Annotated in this window: 17 protein-coding genes; 14 read left to right on the plus strand and 3 right to left on the minus strand. The window is 66.9% G+C overall.

Annotated features, from left to right (window positions below; all coding sequences use genetic code 11):
* The first annotated feature begins 4 nt into the window (after window positions 1–4).
* The 8 genes from OYT95_RS40900 (at window position 5) to OYT95_RS40935 (ending at window position 7,773) form a co-directional block, all read left to right on the plus strand.
* Window positions 5–727, plus strand: a complete 723-nt coding sequence (locus OYT95_RS40900) for a hypothetical protein (protein WP_268793219.1) — start codon at window positions 5–7, stop codon at window positions 725–727.
* A gap of 413 nt (window positions 728–1,140) precedes the next feature.
* Window positions 1,141–2,355, plus strand: a complete 1,215-nt coding sequence (locus OYT95_RS40905) for a DUF2637 domain-containing protein (RefSeq protein WP_268793220.1) — start codon at window positions 1,141–1,143, stop codon at window positions 2,353–2,355.
* A gap of 350 nt (window positions 2,356–2,705) precedes the next feature.
* A complete protein-coding gene (locus tag OYT95_RS40910; RefSeq protein WP_268793221.1) occupies window positions 2,706–2,846 on the plus strand; it encodes a hypothetical protein in 141 nt (46 codons plus the stop codon).
* 591 nt (window positions 2,847–3,437) lie between these two features.
* Entirely contained in the window at window positions 3,438–5,378 is a 1,941-nt protein-coding gene (locus OYT95_RS40915; protein WP_268793284.1) for a cutinase family protein, read from the plus strand.
* 77 nt (window positions 5,379–5,455) lie between these two features.
* A complete protein-coding gene (locus tag OYT95_RS40920; protein WP_268793222.1) occupies window positions 5,456–5,707 on the plus strand; it encodes a hypothetical protein in 252 nt (83 codons plus the stop codon).
* A 5-nt stretch (window positions 5,708–5,712) separates the two neighbouring features.
* Window positions 5,713–6,057 carry a hypothetical protein gene (locus OYT95_RS40925; RefSeq protein WP_268793223.1) on the plus strand — a complete coding sequence of 115 codons (345 nt, stop codon included), beginning with the start codon at window positions 5,713–5,715 and terminating at the stop codon, window positions 6,055–6,057.
* Between the two features lie 187 nt (window positions 6,058–6,244).
* Window positions 6,245–7,420 carry an alpha/beta hydrolase family protein gene (locus OYT95_RS40930; protein ID WP_268793224.1) on the plus strand — a complete coding sequence of 392 codons (1,176 nt, stop codon included), beginning with the start codon at window positions 6,245–6,247 and terminating at the stop codon, window positions 7,418–7,420.
* Window positions 7,421–7,491: 71 nt separating this feature from the next.
* Window positions 7,492–7,773, plus strand: a complete 282-nt coding sequence (locus OYT95_RS40935; protein ID WP_268793225.1) for a hypothetical protein — start codon at window positions 7,492–7,494, stop codon at window positions 7,771–7,773.
* A gap of 208 nt (window positions 7,774–7,981) precedes the next feature.
* Here the strand turns inward: OYT95_RS40935 and OYT95_RS40940 are convergent, their stop codons facing one another.
* Window positions 7,982–8,920, minus strand: coding sequence for a phospholipase D family protein (locus OYT95_RS40940; RefSeq protein ID WP_268793226.1), 939 nt, complete (start codon window positions 8,918–8,920; stop codon window positions 7,982–7,984).
* 219 nt (window positions 8,921–9,139) lie between these two features.
* Here OYT95_RS40940 and OYT95_RS40945 point away from each other — a divergent pair, with 219 nt between their 5' ends.
* Together OYT95_RS40945 and OYT95_RS40950 are read left to right on the plus strand one after the other, a co-directional pair.
* The gene (locus OYT95_RS40945; protein WP_037228686.1) at window positions 9,140–9,367 is read left to right on the plus strand and encodes a hypothetical protein; all 228 of its coding nucleotides are present in this window, start codon (window positions 9,140–9,142) and stop codon (window positions 9,365–9,367) included.
* Window positions 9,368–9,478: 111 nt separating this feature from the next.
* Window positions 9,479–9,631, plus strand: coding sequence for a hypothetical protein (locus OYT95_RS40950; RefSeq protein ID WP_268793227.1), 153 nt, complete (start codon window positions 9,479–9,481; stop codon window positions 9,629–9,631).
* An 858-nt stretch (window positions 9,632–10,489) separates the two neighbouring features.
* On the opposite strand, the gene OYT95_RS40955 is transcribed toward OYT95_RS40950, so the two are convergent.
* Both OYT95_RS40955 and OYT95_RS40960 read right to left on the minus strand, forming a co-directional pair.
* Complete coding sequence (locus OYT95_RS40955) at window positions 10,490–11,845, minus strand: helicase-associated domain-containing protein (RefSeq protein WP_268793228.1); 1,356 nt, start codon at window positions 11,843–11,845, stop codon at window positions 10,490–10,492.
* A complete protein-coding gene (locus tag OYT95_RS40960; protein ID WP_268793229.1) occupies window positions 11,842–12,162 on the minus strand; it encodes a calcium-binding protein in 321 nt (106 codons plus the stop codon). Before OYT95_RS40960 ends, OYT95_RS40955 begins: the two co-directional genes overlap by 4 nt.
* Window positions 12,163–12,925: 763 nt before the next feature.
* Here OYT95_RS40960 and OYT95_RS40965 point away from each other — a divergent pair.
* From OYT95_RS40965 to OYT95_RS40980, 4 genes are all read left to right on the plus strand, one after another.
* On the plus strand, window positions 12,926–13,519 hold the full coding sequence (locus tag OYT95_RS40965; protein ID WP_268793230.1) for a helix-turn-helix domain-containing protein: 594 nt from the start codon (window positions 12,926–12,928) through the stop codon (window positions 13,517–13,519).
* Complete coding sequence (locus tag OYT95_RS40970; protein ID WP_268793231.1) at window positions 13,516–14,139, plus strand: RES family NAD+ phosphorylase; 624 nt, start codon at window positions 13,516–13,518, stop codon at window positions 14,137–14,139. The genes OYT95_RS40965 and OYT95_RS40970 overlap by 4 nt, the downstream gene beginning before the upstream one ends.
* A gap of 508 nt (window positions 14,140–14,647) precedes the next feature.
* Window positions 14,648–16,690 carry a hypothetical protein gene (locus tag OYT95_RS40975; protein WP_268793232.1) on the plus strand — a complete coding sequence of 681 codons (2,043 nt, stop codon included), beginning with the start codon at window positions 14,648–14,650 and terminating at the stop codon, window positions 16,688–16,690.
* Window positions 16,690–17,487 carry a hypothetical protein gene (locus tag OYT95_RS40980; protein ID WP_268793233.1) on the plus strand — a complete coding sequence of 266 codons (798 nt, stop codon included), beginning with the start codon at window positions 16,690–16,692 and terminating at the stop codon, window positions 17,485–17,487. The genes OYT95_RS40975 and OYT95_RS40980 overlap by 1 nt, the downstream gene beginning before the upstream one ends.
* The last annotated feature ends 116 nt before the right edge of the window (window positions 17,488–17,603 follow it).

Here is a 17,603-nt window from a genome sequence, read left to right on the forward strand (position 1 = left end):
CACCATGAAGAAGCCGACCCTCGGCCGATCGACGCCGCGGCATCCGGCCGTGATCGACCTTCTCGGCACCACACCCCCCGGCGACCACTGGCCGGGCGCCCGCACCACGGCGCTCGGCGGCACGGGCACACCACCGCCCTCACCCCGGTCGCCTCTACCGCCGGCCCGCGGCGGCCGCGGGCCGGGAAAGAGAACGGTGGCCGCCGTCACGGCGGTCGCCGTCACGGCGGTCGCCGTCGCCGTGGCCGTCGGGCTGGCCGTCAGCCAGCTGCGCAGCGGAGACAGTGAAACCGCGTCGACCGCGGCCACAACCAGCGCCACCGCATCAGCTGACGAGAACGGGCTGCCGATCCTCAACCTGCCCGAACCCGAACAGGAACAGACATCCGCGTCGGACGGGGAGTGCCGGGCCGACCGCGGTGACCAGAAGAGCGGCGCCGGCGTGATCGCAGCGTTCAACCACGCGTACTACAGCCTGCGCAACGGGGAAACCGCCCGAGCACTCGCAGCACCGAGCTCATCGGTGCTCCCTGGACCGGAGCTGCAAAAGGTCATCGACGCGGTCCCAATCGGCACCAACTACTGCCTCCGCACCGTCGAGCTATCCGACGGGGTCTACCTCGTCGATCTGTCCGTGATGCAGCCCGCCCAGCCGACTAAACGCGGCACCCAAACCGTCACCACCCAGAAGATCGACGGGCGCTGGTACGTCGATGTCTTCACCTGAGTCCCCAGGCTCCGAGGCGGAGCGCGAGCCAACGGACCCGACCGAACGAGGACGTATTCCGTGCAGAGCACGCGCATCATGAGCACAGCCGCAATTGCGCCGTGGCGCAGGGGTTCCGCACACGATGTGCTCGGCGCAGCGCTGACGAGCGGCGGGCCACCGTGCGCCAGAACGTCGTCGCCCCGCCTCCGACGCACCGACCTCGGACGGGGCCGTTGCGGGTAAATGGGCCAGCACTGCCAGCTGCGATAACACGCGTTGCCGCGTGTGAAGTGGTGCCCCGGCGGACAGTGCAACACCGCAACACCCTCCGCAACACCGCAACGACCGTCCGCAATGCCACACAGGAAACCCCACCGGCAGCAACCAGTGGGGAGCCGTCGAGTGGGACCCCGTGGAAGGAGACCCCGAGCATGACCGACCTGAATATCCGCGCAGCACGAATGCAACTGCACGCCCTGATAGCGGCCCTCATCGCTGCGATCGCCATTGCGATCGGCATCACCACAGGCGCCTTTGTGCTGTCCTTCGCCGTGCAACGTGACCTGGCGTTGCAGGCGGGCATCCCGCAATACCTCACCTGGATCTTCCCGGCCATCGTCGACGGCGCAATCCTCGGCGCGACGATCGCAGTCGTTGCATTGAGCAAAATCGGCGGCAGCGCAACGGGAAAACGGTTCTTCCTCGGGCTCGCCGTAGTCGTGGTCTTCATCAGCGTCTTCGGCAACGCCTACCACGCACACCGCTCCGGGCAAGCCGCCGCAAGCAACATTGCAGCCGGCATCGAACTCGGTTACGCCCCGCTGTCGCCGACCGGCGCCTCGCTCATTGCAATCATTCCGCCGCTGCTGGTGTTGGCCTTCACCCACGGTGTCGGCATCCTCATCAAGGCCATCGGCACCGCCCACACCGAGTGCACCGCGGTCGTGCGCGACGCCCGACACCGTGAACAGCAGCGGTCCGACGAGGACACCGCGACCGACTACCGAATGCCGGCCCCAGGGCCGATGTCGTCGGTCGACCGCAACGCCGGACGCATTGCGCCGTCAGTTGACCCGACCGTTGCACCCATCGTCTTCGCTGCGTCGGCACCCGATTCATCCGCTCTCGACGACCGTACGGAAACCGCCGCTCCGGAACCGGAGGTTCGTCCTGCTGTTGCGGACGCCCCACAACCGGCCACTGCGAAGCCTGGCGAGCTCACCGATGTTAGAGCCCACGCCACGGAACACGAGGAGCACCTTGCACGCAACGCAACGGACAGTCGCAATGCCCACGCACCAGAAATCGGCAATCCACCGAAGGATTCGCAGGAGCGGTTCGTAATACCGGACAAGGCCCAGACCATCGACAACCTCCTCGCCTTCATCGATACCTGCGCCGACCTCGAACCGGTAGTCAAGGAGACGGCCCGGCTGCGGATAACCGAGCATCGCAGCTACGCCGAGATCGCCACACTCACCAAAGCCAAGGCCGCGAGCACGGCAATGCGCCGCTTCGACAAGGTCGCGCAACGCGCCGTGGAGGCCGGTTTCCGGAGGCCTCCGTTGCCCGAGCACGAGGACATCGCCGAGGAACGCAATGCGGCAACGCTTGACCACCAGTACACCTTGGTGGGGGCACGGTGATGACCTGCCCTGGCAAGTGCGGTGAGGACCAGTTCGTGCGCTGCAGCCTGAGTGCGAGAAGGCCGATCAATAGGCGACAGAAGATTCCGCCGGCACCGTGAACAGCGATCCGCAACTCGTCCAGGAATCTTTGCCTAACGCAGGCCTTTGTTGCAGCCCGGTCGGCTGAGGTCCTACGAAACGCCAGAGTGTGCAACGCAACGTCGGTGACGAGGCCGACGCCGCAATGCCGGATCTCGTTGCCGACGGGCACCGGCGTTGCGGTGCGGCGCAGGCAACATCTCAGCGGTGTGGGAGGCCGTTGCCGGCGGGGGAGGGGTCCGAGTGCACGCAAGCCCCTGTCTGACCGCATGTTGCGCCGGACGGTGCAACAGGGCGGCAGCCTGCATTCCGACGTTGCCGGGTGGACGCAACGCCGCGCTGCATACGGCCGTCAGGGTGGTGTCGATGCCGTCGCCGCGCTGATCGGCCGTTTCCCGCTCAACTGCTAGCGGGCTCGCGAAAACCCGGCATCTGCACGGCCCGGCCAGCCAGAAACTCGACCAGGCCCGGGTAGGAGTCCTCGAAGCGGACAGGCCTTCGGACGGACGGTAGCGGGGAGAAGGCCGCGGTCTGAGTCAAAGGCGACGTGGCCGTGCACAACGGTCCGAGGTCGGGCAGGACTTCCGCGTTCCAGTCGCGAACTCCGACAACGCGTTCAGGACGAGGGCGGCGAACTTGGCATGCCTCCTAACGACACCAGTGCCCCGCGTCGTTGCGGTGCCGGGAGCCGCACGCCACCCTCGACTACCCCGCAATAGCTTCGCCCGAGCACAGCGGCAGATCAGCCGATCTATGGGCCGCGTCGACCACGACGGCCGGGCGCCCGACGTTCGTCGTCTTCCTCTTGGCGGATCTGTGCGCCCAACCGCCGTGCGTCAGAACGTCGGCGCTCCACCGACACGCCCGACCGCGTGCGGGGGTCGTTGCTGGTAGACGGACTGCGACCGAGACTGACAGCCGGAAGGCACAGGCTGCAGCGCGATAGGAGTCCGCACATGGCATGGTTAGCGAGACGTGGGCTCGCGGCGGTCACCACCACTATGCTGTGCGGGGCTGCGCTGCTCACAGGGCCAGTGATCGCCCATGCCAACCCTGCCAACTGTGCGTCGACATTCAACTTGTTTATCCCCGGCACGTGGGAGACCAACGAGAACGCCGACCCGAACCAGCCCGTAGGCATGCTCGCCCCGGTCGCGGCGGCGATCAAGGCACAGAACGGTGCCCGCGCGCAGATATACACGCTGCCGTACATGGCACGCGCGTTCGACAACGGCCACACCTACGCCGACAGCAAGACCGACGCGGTCAGCAAGGCCACCGCCGTGTTGAAGTCCTACGTCGACGAGTGTAGGGGCGCGAAGATCACGATCACCGGATACTCCCAGGGGGCAGACGCTGCAGGCGATCTCGCGTCGGCGATCGGAAACGATCAAGGTCCGGTCGATGCGGACCAGGTCCTCGGTGTGGCCTTGCTCGCCGATCCCGGTGCCGGCACGAAGGGCGCCGCACCGGTCGGGCCGAAGACCTCCGGGGAGGGGATCGCCGGTCCCCGGTCGGAGGGCATGGGCAAGCTGTCGGGACGGGTCGCCTCGATCTGCGATCCGAACGACCTGTACTGCTCGATCCGCAAGGGCGCCAACCCGTTCCTCGGATCGCTCGGGTCGATCCTGTCGAAGACCCCCGGCAACACCGGTGCCGGCGCCGGTGGAGGGGACGCGGCGGTCGCCAACGCGCTGACCTCGGATTTCAGTGGCGCCGACCTGCCCGGTCTCGGATCGAATGTCGACGCGCTCGGAAGGCAACTGTCCGCCAGCGACACCGGCGGCTCGATCGATGTGAACCAGATCGCCGACTCCGCGACCTCACTGAGTAAGACGCTCAGCCCACTGGCCGACCTGTTGCAGTCCGGGGCCGCGAACACCGCCGCCACCGCGCGGCTGGCTGCAGCCCCGGTGGGCACACCGGAAAACGCGGCCGCACAGGTCCTCACCGCAGCCAGCCAAGCGAACCTGGCCGGTGCACTCGACTCGGTGGCCACGATCGCGAACACCGCAGCCAAACTCTCTAATAACGGCGACACCACACTGCCGGCCACCGCTGCCGAAATCTCTCAACTCGCGGGCACCGCCGCATCACTTGGTAGCCAACTCGCACCCGTCGCCGCCACCCCGGCAGATGCCCTCTCCTCCGCGTCGAGCGTGCTGTCGGTCCTCAAACCGAAGGTCGTCGTCGACCAGGCCCTGAACGTCGTCACCGGCGTCACTGCCCTCGATATTCCGAAGATCCTGCACAACCTGATCGTTCTCCCGCAGAAGATCGCCGCCGGCGATGTCCGCGCCGCCCGCGATGCCGCCCGAGAGCTGAACGTGCAGTTCGAGCCGCTGGTGAAGATGGTCGCCGGTGTCGACTTGAAGTGGGTCTCCCAGATCCTCGCGATCATCCCGGACCCGTCCGGATACACCCAGATCGCAGCGTTGGTCACCAGCATTCTCGGCAACGTCGACGTGATCAAGCTGGCCAACATCGCCGGTCAAGCCCAGGAAATTGCGTGGGCCGCCGCGGACAAGCTCTTTCCCCCGCCCGGGGTACTGCCCGACCCGGTCGGTGCTGCGGCGCAGACCACGGCGTTGATCCCACTCGGTCTCGAACTCGCCTCGGTGGCCGCGAACATGCTCACCGGCAAAGCCGGCAAGACCGACCCCGCGCTGCTCGGCAAGCAGACCAATCCCGTGGGCAACGCGATCACCACGCAGGCGCAGACTCTCGACCTCGCAGGACTCGCCGGGTCGGTGTCGACGATGGCGCAGTCGCAGGGGGCCGAGGATCTCGCCGCGGTAGTCGGCGAGGGCCTGACCGCGGCCAGCTTCTTCGCCTCCGGGGCACACCAGAGCTACCAGAACCTGGTCGTCGACAACGCCGGCCGCAACGCCATCCAGTGGGTCTCGGATTGGCTGAACCTGCAGATCACCCGCGCCGTCTGACGAACCGACCGCGTCCGAAGTCGAATAGGAGCACCGGAAAATTGGCCGCTCGAGTACACCGCCCCACCTCCTGTTGGGTGACCTGCCCGCACTGCGACAAACGCACCTACTTCACACGCAAGGATGCCCGCGCAGCACGCACCCATCACGAAAAGCGCCGCGGCCTGTCGATCTACCCCTGCCCACACCAAGACCAGGACGGCGACCGCTTCCACGTCGGGCTCCGGCCAGAAGGGTTGGGCCGCGGCGCCTTCGACCGCGACACGCTCGCGGACAAGCAGCGGACGGCACTGTACGAAGGCAGGTTCGCAGCCGGGGGTGCGCGGTGACCCTGATGAACGCCAAGGGATCACCCACTACCCCGATTCCACTCGACCCCGGTGGCCGGATCCGCTTCGGCATCGAACCCCGCCGCCCCTACACCGTCCGCGCAATCTCGGAGCACTTCGTCCTCTGCACCCGCCAACGCGACTTCGCCACCACAGGTGACTTCGTCTACACGGTCATCGACTGGCGGAACGGAATCCGCGGCCCGGTCAACGTGATCGGGCAGAGCTGCGACGTGAGCACCGACGAGCGGTGTCGCGACCTCCTTCACGACCTCGAAGCCGGCCGGTGGGAAATCAGCCACCGCAACCGCGTCCAACTCGACATTCTCGACCGGGCGAGTCATGAGTGACCACACACCTTCGAGCAGCTTTCTCGCGGTGCTGCGTCGAGACTGGATGGCATGAGGAGCGGAGACAATCCAGCACTCGTCGCCTCATCGTGTGCCGGACTGGTGGGTGTGGACATCTGATCGATCGGTACGATCCGCATCGTGTTCGTCGGGGAACGGGCACGGGGTTCATCGGAGGGGATCGTCGATGTCAATGTTCGCGGGCTCGCCAAAAGGCACACGTCTGAGGCAACGGTCCGTACTGGCCGTCGCCGTGTGCATAGGCGGGATAGTTCTCACTGCCGCACCCGCCGCCGCCCTGCCTGACGACATGCACCCGGCGGGCGCGTTGCTCGCCGAGCAGCCTGTCACCGCTGCGGTTCTCCCAGTCGGTGCCGCGGATACCAGCGCTGTCATCCGCTATTCCACCTTGCGTACCGCGACCGAAGCCGGTGAGTCCACAGGATCGGTGTTCCTGCCACAGGGCGCACCACCGGCCGGTGGATGGCCCGTCGTGGCCTACGCGCACGGCAACGTCGGAATCGACGACGAGTGTGCACCGTCGGTCACCGGATCCATTGACGTCGAACGGGAATTCATCGAACAGTGGCACGCCGCCGGATACGCGGTCGCGGCCACCGACTACGCCGGGATCGGCACCGACGGAGTCAACGCGTACACCGACGGACCCGCAGCCGGCGCCAACGCCGTTGACATCGTCCGCGCCGCCCACAAACTCTACGGCGACCAACTCAGCGACCGGTGGATCGTCACCGGCCTGTCCCAAGGAGGTCACGCCACCTACTTCGCCGCCCACCAGGCCACCACCCGCACACCCGAACTCGACTTCCGCGGCGCAATCGCCGTCGCCGCACCCACCCACCTCGACCAGCTCTTCCCGCTGGCCGGACCGAACTTCCCTTCCGTCCCCGTCGCCGGGATCGCCCACTACGTCCTCTACACCCTCGCCGGACTCGACGACGGCCGCCCGGAACTAGGAATCCGCCAACATCTGACCCCCACCGGAATCGACCTGATGGAAAAGGCCAAGGCAACCTGCAGCAACGACCTGAACGAATATCTGCGCAGCCACCCGGTCACCGTCGCGGAACTGTTTACCACCCCACTCGACACCCCGGACCTCCGCGAGGCGCTCGACCAGATGCAGCACGTCCCCACCAGCGGATTCGACCGACCAATCCGGGTCGTGCACAGCCTCACCGACACAAAGGTTCCAATCCCGCTGACCTGGGCGCAACTCGCCGAAATGCGCTCCGGCGGTGTCTACGTCGAGTACCAGCAGCTTTCCGGAACGGACCATGCCGACACCCTCACCGCCTCGATGCCCGAATCGCTGGACTTCGCCGCCCGCGTACTGCACTGAGCGCACCCGCCGCCACGCGGAGCCGGGGTGTGGTTACGGGGGCCACGCCGACAGCACGAGAACGGAATGAGATGACCTACGCCGATATCACCGGGGTCCCGCATGCCGACAGATACCTGTTCGGGATGATCATCCTGGCGGCTGTCGTCGCTGTCCTCACGGCCGCGGTGGTGCACCGCAGCCCGATGGGGCACCGCCCCGGCGAGCCGCGTCGCGATCGGATGCGGGGCGCTCGCGATCCTCGCAGGCGGGTCCGCAACGCTGACAACTCCGCTCAGCGTGCCGTGGGCTGCGACCGTCGGCGTTGCAGTGGGTCTGGTGCTGCCCAGCAAGGAGCGAGCGACGAGCGGTGATTGGTAGTCCGCACCGATGAGCGGGAAGTTTCTGGAGCTGACATGTCCAATGAGTTTGTTGAGCCATGTGCTGCTCTGCGAGACGTCGACGGCGCAGGTCCGACGGTAGGGCAAGCCCCGCCTGCCAGTGGTCGCGGCAACCAACGCGAGCTCTGGGGTGGATCCACCAAGGCAGCTGACTCTCACATTGACACAGGTGCGCTGAGGATCAGAGGTCCCACAACCCCAGCAATGCGGACCGGAGGCCAGGGGAGCGGACGTAGTGGTCAGTCCGCAGCCGTGAGCCCGGGTGCCCGAGATCGGTCAGCGTCTTCTCGGCGTCTGGGAGGGGGAGCGGGGACAGGCCGGTGCGCAGGCGCAGGAAGTACAGAACCGCTCCACTGGACCGCGGGATCTTCATTGGGTCGGACACCACGACAGCCGGCGCGTAAATCCACTCGTCATCCGCGAGGACGATCACGTCGTCCCGCTTCAACCCGCTGGGCCTGTCGAGGCGAAGCGATTCGAGCTGGTACTTCGCCGCCGGGCCGCCGCGGCTGTGGTGCCGGCCCCGCTGCTCGTCGAGGACCTGTTGTTCGGTGCGGGTGGGTTCGTAGTCGACGGCGTGTTTGACGAACATCCGGGTCACCGGTGTGGGCAGGAAATCGGTCTCGGTGCGGACACGGCCGGTGACCCCGGGCAGGGGGACCGCGCGGCCAATCTCCCACTCGAGGATTGCGTCGTCGAGGAACACCTGATCGACTTCGGTGATCTCGTCGAGGCTGTCGATGAACTTGCGGACACCGGCGATGATCTCGGGGTCGTCGGTGATGACCACGGCGTCGTCGGCGAGGGTGGAGTTTTCGGATGCGTTCGCCGACCCGATCACTGCCCGGGTGTTGGTCGCGATCACTTTGGCGTGCAGGGTCGGCGAGGACAGGACTCGCACCCCCTTGTTCACGTAGTAGGCGAGGGCGGCGGGGGAGGTGGCGTGCGCCCGGATCGCGGCCTTGGAGGCGTTGACGACAAGGACGTCCCCGGCGCGCAGCGGGAGCAGGGCGGGTGCGTCCTGTCCGAGGTAGCCGATCGCGGCGTATCGGGCGCCGCGGGTGCGGATGGCGCGGGTGATGTGTGGCCACGGACTCGGTCCGTGGAAGGTGGTCCCCATACCGACAGACGGTATCGGCCGACCGGCCCGAGTGCCGATGGTCCTGGTGGATGCCTGCTCAGTATCGGAGGCCGATGCTGTCCGCGCCCGCTGTGCACGCCCGCGGCGGGCTGGAGGGGGATCGGAAACGCTACCCAACCCTAAAGAAGCTAATAACACTAAAAGAAGCTAAAGGTGGCGCACCTACGCTGTAAGCACCACGACACCGGGAGAAGGCTCATGAGTTACGAAGCGATCTACGACGGGGTCCGTTATCCGCTCGCCGATGCGGCCGCCGCCCACGGTCTCGAGGAAGCTGTCCGGGGCATCTTCGAAGGTAACGGCAACGGTGGATTCGTCGGTTTCGTCAGCCAGAACTCGACGGTACGCCTCTTGATTACGCCGGCGACTCCGGTCGCGATTCGGGGCAGCGACGAGCTGAACCCGAGCGTCATCTACCGCTGGTAGCCCGCCCCGCAGCCGATACCCCTGCGGACCGCGACGGTGTGTCCGTCCTCGTGGATGAGTGGGTGTGCGCGAGACTTTCGGCAACGATCCACCGGTTAGCAGAAGGAGGGTATGGTCGCCAGCCTCATTCTCAACGGCATCACCTACGACATCAGCCGCACCAGATTCGAGGCCACCCGCGAGCTGCTCACACGGTTCGCCGAGGGACACACCAGGGGAGTGACCAGGTCCCTTACCCATGGCGGCGCTCGACACCACCTGTAAGCACCCCCGGGGTGCCCATCACGCTGGTGGAATGACGGGTCGGCCGATCCGGCAGGATCGCCGCCTTCGGCTTCGCGAGGAAGCTGCGGTGGTCATGGAACCGCGCGCGACGGCCTGCCCATCGGAACCGACCGCAGCAAGCGAGTGCATTCGACCGAGGGGGCACTGAATCCGGGGTTGCCGGGGCCATGACGGTCTCCTCGGGTCGACGTGCCCGAGCAGTTCAATAATGCGCGGGTGCGGGGAGGGGTGGTCCCCGTCGTGGGTGCGCGACTCGGCTGTTGCGATGACCGCGACCGCGGCGATCGGCGACCACGCCGTGTCGGCAGATGCCACCGGCAGCCGCCCACGATGACTGCAACGGCGGCGATGTCTGCGGCCGTCGTGACAGCGACCGGAACCGCGACTGTCGCTGCACCGGTGATGACGGCGTCCGCGACCCTTCCCTGCACCGGTCGTCCCGGCGGCTCGAAGGTCGCCGCCCCGGAGATGACCGCGTCCGCTGCGGCAGCTGCTCCGGCTCGGTCCGCGTCCTCGACAGTCCCCGCAGCCAAGGCAACGGCCCTGGCTGCCATGAGCACGCCGACCGTGGCTGCTGTGCAAATGAAATCGATGAAGGCTGTGGTCTCATCGATGTACACCCCGAGCAACACCGCGACTGCGACGCAGACGACGCCGATGGTCGCGGCTACGACGACCTACCCGGATTCCGTCGTGACGTCGAATGCGATGGTCATCAACGGGGGCGGACCGGGGCGTTCACCGTCAACGCTCGCCTGTACCAGACGAACTCGGCCATCGCGACGGCGCACCTCCGGAAGAATGGGGTGCAGAGCTGGCGGTGTGTGACGACGTCGCTCAGGGGGTGGTCTGTCTCGGCAGGACGTAGCCGAGTTTCAACAGGGCCCTGCGGAATTTCAGTTCGTGTTCGGGTGGGACCGCGAGATGGCGGTCGCCGATCGGGCGGCACAGCCTGCGGAGTGCGCGGTCGCGGGTGACGAGCGCGGCCAGTGCGTCATCGGTGCATTCGATCACCCGGGCGTGGCCGTGGTCGGTCAGCTGGGTGGTTCGGCGGGTGACGTCGGTGATGAGCGTCGTCATCGAGCCGGGCAACTCGTGCTCGGTCCGCTGGGCGAGGAAGGTGGTGAGGTCCTCGAGGTTGCGGCCGGTATCGATCGCCGTCAGCAGACTCGCGGCGGAGATGGTCCAGACCCGGTCCGCGGTGTGCGCGGCGTAGGCGGACAGGAGAAGCTGATCACCGGGGGACAGGGTTCCGGTGGCGACGACGTCGAGGTTGGGTAGGACCCTGAGCACCGCGGTGGTCTCGTCGTCGGTGGGCGGGTGGTAGGTGTCGGTCAGGCCCAGGGCGTAGCAGCCCAGGGCGGTGAGCCGGATCGACTGCAGTCCGTCGTACCTGCTCAGCGCGTCCAGATCGTCGCCGCCCCAGTTGTCGTGGAAGTCCGATCGGGCGCCGGTGGGGTGGAGGTATTCGAGGTCGAGCAGTCCCAGCGTGCCGGCGTACTCGAACAGCACCGCGGCCGTGTAGCGGCCCTCGAGGATCTCCCACCGGTGGTAGCCGTCGTAGCCCAGACTGCCGTACTGGGAGTCGACGAGATAGAGCTTCCACAGCGCCATCTCGCTGCGGGCGACGGTGGGGCTCATCCCTTTCCGCCGCATGGTCGTGAACAGGGAATCCACGCTGATCCACTCTCCGGGTGGGCAGCTTGCCAATCCCTGCGCGACCGTCTGTCGGCGCGTCTTGGCCGAGGTGAGGACATTGCGTGCGCGCTGGCCCTTGATCTGCTCGATTCGGCTGAACTCGTCGATCACCGCGTGGGTGAGCCAGCGCTGCCACAGTTGCCGGATGACCTCGGCCGGCGGCCGACGCAGGGCGGTGCGGCCCTTGGGCGTCAGCTGGAGGCGCCCGCCCTCGATCGTGGCGAGCCCACCGGCCTGGATGATCAGCGGCCACGCGAACGACGCGATCGAATCGTGCAGGTAGAAGTCGCCGTGCACGAGCTGAGAGCCCACGGCAGCGACCGTCGCCGCGGATGGGCGGCGGGTCTTCTCGCTGCACCGCAGTTCACCCGCCGCGCATAGCTGCAGCACCGTGTGCAGGTTCAGCGAGGCTTCCTGCTCGGTCGCTCGTATCCGGTGCTCGCCAATCACGCTCAGGGGTCCGGTGTTGCCGGTGTTGCCGGTGTTCACACTCATGCCCTCACGTACCTCAGCCAGTGGCGGTATGCCTCGATCCACTGCGCCCCGGCGGGCGGAGGCGTCGGCAACGGCAGATCGAGGATGGGGATGCGCTGTCGCGACCGACCACGAGCGCAGATCACCACGATGTACTCGTCGGCCAGGTCGATGCCCGACACGGTGACCTCGGTCCCCAACAAAGATGTCTGGAACGGCAGCTCGAGATGCTCGTCGAGCATGGTGTAGAAACCCGTGACGCATTCGCTGTCGTTGTAGCAGTCGACGGTGGCCTCGGAGATCAGGGCCGCGAGCGCCGCACGATTCGGTGACCTCACCGCGCCGAGGATAGCCGGACGCCAACCAGGCGTCCGGCCCGGTCCGCAGGAACGGTGCCACCCCGCCAGCTGAGAGCGGCGGGGTGGTTCACGCCAGCCCCAGGCCTCGACCCGTTCTCCACAACACAGCGCTCGTCGTGATGCGCCACCAGTGTTGGGGAATCTCATGATGGCGCTGCTTATGCGCGTCACCTGGTTGCACCTGCTGGTGGGGGCGCCAGCAAATGTGGGCTCAGTTATTCGATTGGCATGGTGCGCCGCCGTGGAGAGGCAGTTCCCGAGATGTGGTGGGTAGCCTCTCGTTGCGTGGGGCGGGGGACGCGCCTGGAGTGGGAACATTGTGTATTGGGTCGTGAGGGCCCCGACGACGTGATGCCTCTGATGGTGATGAAGGCGTTACTCGGCGGAGGTGTCGCGCCCTGGTCCCTTCTGAGGGTGTTTCGTCGCGGCCGCCGGCGACGGGAGTCGCCACCGATGCGCAACGGCCGGGGAGTCAGCAGCTCGCGAGCTGGTAGCTCAGCAACTGAATCGAGCAGGCGAATCGCCACCAGAGGGTGCCTTATCGAAACAGGGTTTCATTACCGGGGTAAACCCCGCCGCTGTCCCGGCTCGGCTTCGGGCTCCCGAAGCTGTCCAGACGACATGTAGCTCGATGAGATCAGAATGCTGCGATGCAATCTCGTGCTGCCTCGCGCGACCCCGCAGGTGCCCACTCCGGCGACCCCCACTGCACAACAGTGCACAAGGGAGCTAGGATGTGCATATGAGGTCGGTGGAGAAGGTGGATTCGCTCGACGCGCTGCTTGCCAAGCATCATGTCGACCTCTCCGCCCGTGAGATGCTTCGCGAACTCGACGCTGCGCTCACCGCGGTACCCGCCGCGTCGGACACGTTGTCGGCTGGAGAGATCGAGTTCCTCCGCACGCACGCCGGCGAGGGCGTCGGCGAAGTCCTCGACCAGTGGTCGTCGGTGGCCGAGATCCGCGCTCGTGCGGTGGAGATCGCGCGGCAAACCGTGACGGTGCTCGCGGATTCGTTGGACGTCAAGGAGGCAGCGGCGCTGCTCGGTATCGACAGGTCGGTGGTGTCCCGGCGGCTCACCGCGCGCACGCTGTGGGCGTTCGATCTGCACGGGCACCGCCGCATCCCGCGATGGCAGTTCGTCGGTGACGATGTCTTGCCGGGGCTTAGTACTGTCGTGGCGGCCATCCCCTCGACCGCCAGCCCCGTGTCGGTCGCCGCGCTCATGCACACCTCGCAACCCGACCTCGGCGACCGGACCCCGCTCGAGCATCTGGCCGCGGCGGCGGACCCGGCACCGGTGGTCGCGCTCGTGGAATCCCTCGACACCTGGTGAGCGGTCGGCACCCGAAGATTCCGCGGACCCCGCTCACCGTTGCTCCGGAGGACATGCTGGCCTACGACGGTGTGCTGTGGCGGATCCACCGCACCACCGGTCCTCACGTGGTGTCCTGGCGGACTCTGCGCACCTACGGGCCGATCGCGTCCATGCGCTACGACCCGCACCCCGGCCCCGCCCCGGCAGCGACCACCATCGGGGTCCTCTACGCCGCCTGCGATGTCGCCACTGCGCTGGCCGAGGTGTACCAGGCGACACGAACGATCGACACCACGATCGGGGCGCCTGCCCTGACAGGGTGGCGCCCGACCCGTCCCCTGAATTTGCTGAATCTCACCGAAACCTGGCTGGTACGTCACCAAGCCTCGTACGCTCTGCTGCACGGACCGCGTACCGTGTGCCGAACGTGGGCGCGCACCATCCACCTGACATGGCCGCATCTCGACGGTCTGTACGTATCGTCCACCATGACCGGCCGTCCGAACGTCGTCCTATGGAACCCCGCCACCGACTCGTTTCCCGCCGACCCCGAGTTCACTCGACCACTCGATCACCCGCGCGTGCGGCCGATCCTCCGCACCGCCGCACGCACCATCGGATACGCATCGACGGTGTAACTCTGTTGCGCCGTCCTCGGCTTACCCGTTGTGCAGTCGGCAACCAGTGGCCCACGCAAATGTGCGTGCAAACTTGCAAGCGAAGATACGTGCAAGAAGGCATGTAGTGGGTAGTGTGATCTCCGCGGAACTTCACGGGCGGCACTCGGAACAATAAGTGGGTGGGTATGGCGAAGGTGGGAAATTCCGGCGGCGGTGCCCGCCGACCGACCGGGAGCGGACGCGGACGTGCCGTGGGGGCGGGGAAGCGCGGTCCCGGTGCCGGAGACCTCGGTGGCACGGGAACGCCGAGTCCGGAGTTAACGGCGAAGTTGGAACCGCGAAAGGGACCGACGAAGGTTCCGCTCAACACCCGGGTGCTGGCCTCGACGGAGGCCCGGTTGACTTGGCTGGTGAACAATCGCCAATCCACGGTGACCAACGTCGTGGACGTTGCCCTGCAGGAGTTCTTCGATCGCTACAGCGTCCCTCCTGCAGATCTCGACGGCCGTATCGCCGAGCAGGAGTCATGAGCGGGCCGTGGGAGCAGATTCCTCTGTTCGGACTGCCCGAGGTGACCCTGACGGCGTCTCCCGCTTCCACCGATGACGTTGTCCCCGACGACGACTCTGCCTCCGTCGATGCTGGTGACTTCGTCGCAGCCGATCAGGCGGGCTCGGAGCCAGTCGTTGCTGAACACCCTGAATCGTCCGAGCAGTCGGATGTCGCCGAAGCCGACGACGCCCCGGCCCCGCCGTCTCCCGAGGTGGACAGCGAAGAGGTGGTCAGCGCTGCGGTGGACGGCGATGACGAGCCCACCGAAATCGCACCGGCGGAAACAGCTACGTCAGAAGCCGCCACGGCGGAACCTACGACGCCCGCTGATGCCCTGGATCTCCCCGCATCGGAGATCGAGCCGACGGCAACAGCCCGTACACCGGTGTGGGAGGGGTTGCCCGCCGGTGAGGAGGCCGATGGTCATGCGTTGATCGTGACCGCCGCGGGCACGTACACGCCGTCGGGGCGGGAGGTGACCGGTCCGGTCGATTCGGTCGAGAAGCTGGACAAGCTGATCCGCTGGGCCGCGCTGACACCATTGGGAGCCCCCGCGCAGATCTGGGTCGTCGGACAGGGCGCGTGCGAGCTGCTCGGGTGGATCATCGACCCGGGCAGCGAAGACGACGTCGACGACATGGAAGCCCTTCGCAACCGCGCCGCCCAAGAATTGACCGCCGTCCTGCACGCCACCCTCACCCCACTGCTGAGCGCGGGCTGGGAGTTGCGCGGCGACCCCGGGCACGTGGTGCACCTGTCCCGCTCGATCGGGAACTTCACCTCCATGGTCGATGTGGTGATCGAACCGTACGTGTGGACGTACTGGAACAAGGACTTCGGTTGGCACAACCGGGTCGGCGACATGGGCATCCTCGGCTCACCGACGGCCGGAACGTATCTCCCGGACGACGACCTCCCGGCAGCACGTGAACTCGGTCGCCGGTTGGCTTGGTGCGCCAAGTACCTCGGGGTGCTCCCGGGACCGACGCCCGCGCGGACCGGCGCCGCCCTCGTCGACAAGATCAAGCGTGAACGCACCCGCAGCGGCAAAGGCATCGTCGTCACCACACCCGGCTCGGTCCCACCGCTGGACGGTCCGCCGCGGGGAGATCTCGAACCCGCTGTCGGCTGGACACGCGTCCCGGAGTCCGACGACCTCGACAACGCCCACCGGTTGGTCTCGATCGACCAACGCGCCGCCTACCTCGCCTCCGCGGGCATGCTCGAATTCGGCTACGGTCAGCCCACACACCTGACCGGTGACAAGGCCGCGGCTGCGGCGGTGGGGGAGAAGGGTGCACCGTTCGGGCTGTGGCGGATCACCCTGCCTGCTGGACAGACGCTTTCGCTTCCGGGGAAGCTACCTCTTCCGCATCCCCACATGCTCGCGGACCAACCGGTGCAGACCTGGGTGACCACGGTCAGCCTCGACGGGCTGTGCTCACCGGTGGCAGATGGAGGAATCGGCGCCGACCTCGACGACCTCGACATCACCGAGGCCTGGGTCTACCCACAGCAGGGCCGGGCGCTGGACAAGTGGGCGAAGATCCTGCGCGAGGCCCGGAAGGCCGCGGTCGATACCGACGACGAGGCGACGAAGCGATTCCTCGGCACCTGCTACAAGGGCTACATCGGGCGAATGGTGAACCCGGACATGTGGACTGCGAAGCAGATGCACCATCACCACCAACCGCTCTGGCGCGCGGCGATTATCGCGCACTGCCGGTGGCGCGGCCGCCGGGTGGCGATGCGGATTGCCCGCGAGCACGGCCGCTGGCCGGTCCGCACCGTCACCGACTCCTGGGTGTATCTCCTCGCTGACGGTGAGGACATCGCCGACGCAAGCGAGGCACTAGGGAAGATGTCGGTCGAAAAGGACGTGATCCTCACCGACACACTCCTGTCCGCCTTCACTTCGGCCCAGGACGTGCACGATGTGAACCTCGCGATCAAGGCGGCATTCGCCGACAACGAGGACGCCGCCGCCGACGACGACGAAGGGGAGGGGGTGCTCTGATGGCCCTGCATCTTCCGAAGCCGCGCACCAAGAAGCCAGCACAGGAGGCGGTCGGTCTCGACGGCCTCAAGGTCTCCGTGGCTACCGCCGCGACCAGCGGTGTGGAAAAGTCGAAGCAGGTCAAGAGCGGGGGGCTGGCGGGGCTGACCAGCAAGGTCTCGGTCAAGCAGCTGCGCAAGGAGCTCGGCAACGAGGGCCTGCGGCAGGCGGCGATCGATGCCGGCCGTACACCGCCGTCGGCGCGCACGTTGCGCCGGTGGGCGCAGCAAGGCCGTATCCCGCACGCCGACGTCCTCGAGCGAGCGCAACGCCGTGCCGCGATCGAACGCCTCGGCGGCATCGATGCCGTGGCCGCGAAGATCGGCCGGTCCCGTTCCGCGGTCTCCCGGTACCGGTCCGGGGAAACGAACGAGTTGCGTGCCGATGCCAGCAAGAAGCTCAAGAACGTCAAGGCCGAGGACATCATGAAACGCGCCGGAGTGTTGCGCCCGGACGGAACACCGAAGAAGGCCGTCATCCGGGTCAAGGGCGGTGTCATGGTCCGTAACGGCGCCGACGAGGGCTACGACTACCGGGTCCGCACCCTGGATTTCGCGAACTCGGACACACCGTTCACCAGTGAGGAGTCCCGCGAACTGGCCGCCGCACTGGCGAATGACGATCACGCCCGAGTCGTGGCACTGCTCGAACGGCACGCCACACTCGACTACCCCGAGAACAAGGGCTTCGACAAGTACAGCGACCAGTTCGGATTCCACTTCGACCACATCGACTCCGTCCACATCGACTGGATCTAAACGCTGGGAACCACCCCCCACCAGCCCGCCGCGGCACGGGTCGGGTGGCCCTTGTCGCATCGCACGTGAAAACACCCGACTCCGGCCCATTCTCGCCGGTAAGCGCCCCAAAAAGG

This window comes from Rhodococcus sp. JS3073 (assembly GCF_026810085.1).
GTDB classification, from domain to species: Bacteria; Actinomycetota; Actinomycetes; order Mycobacteriales; family Mycobacteriaceae; genus Rhodococcus_F; species Rhodococcus_F wratislaviensis.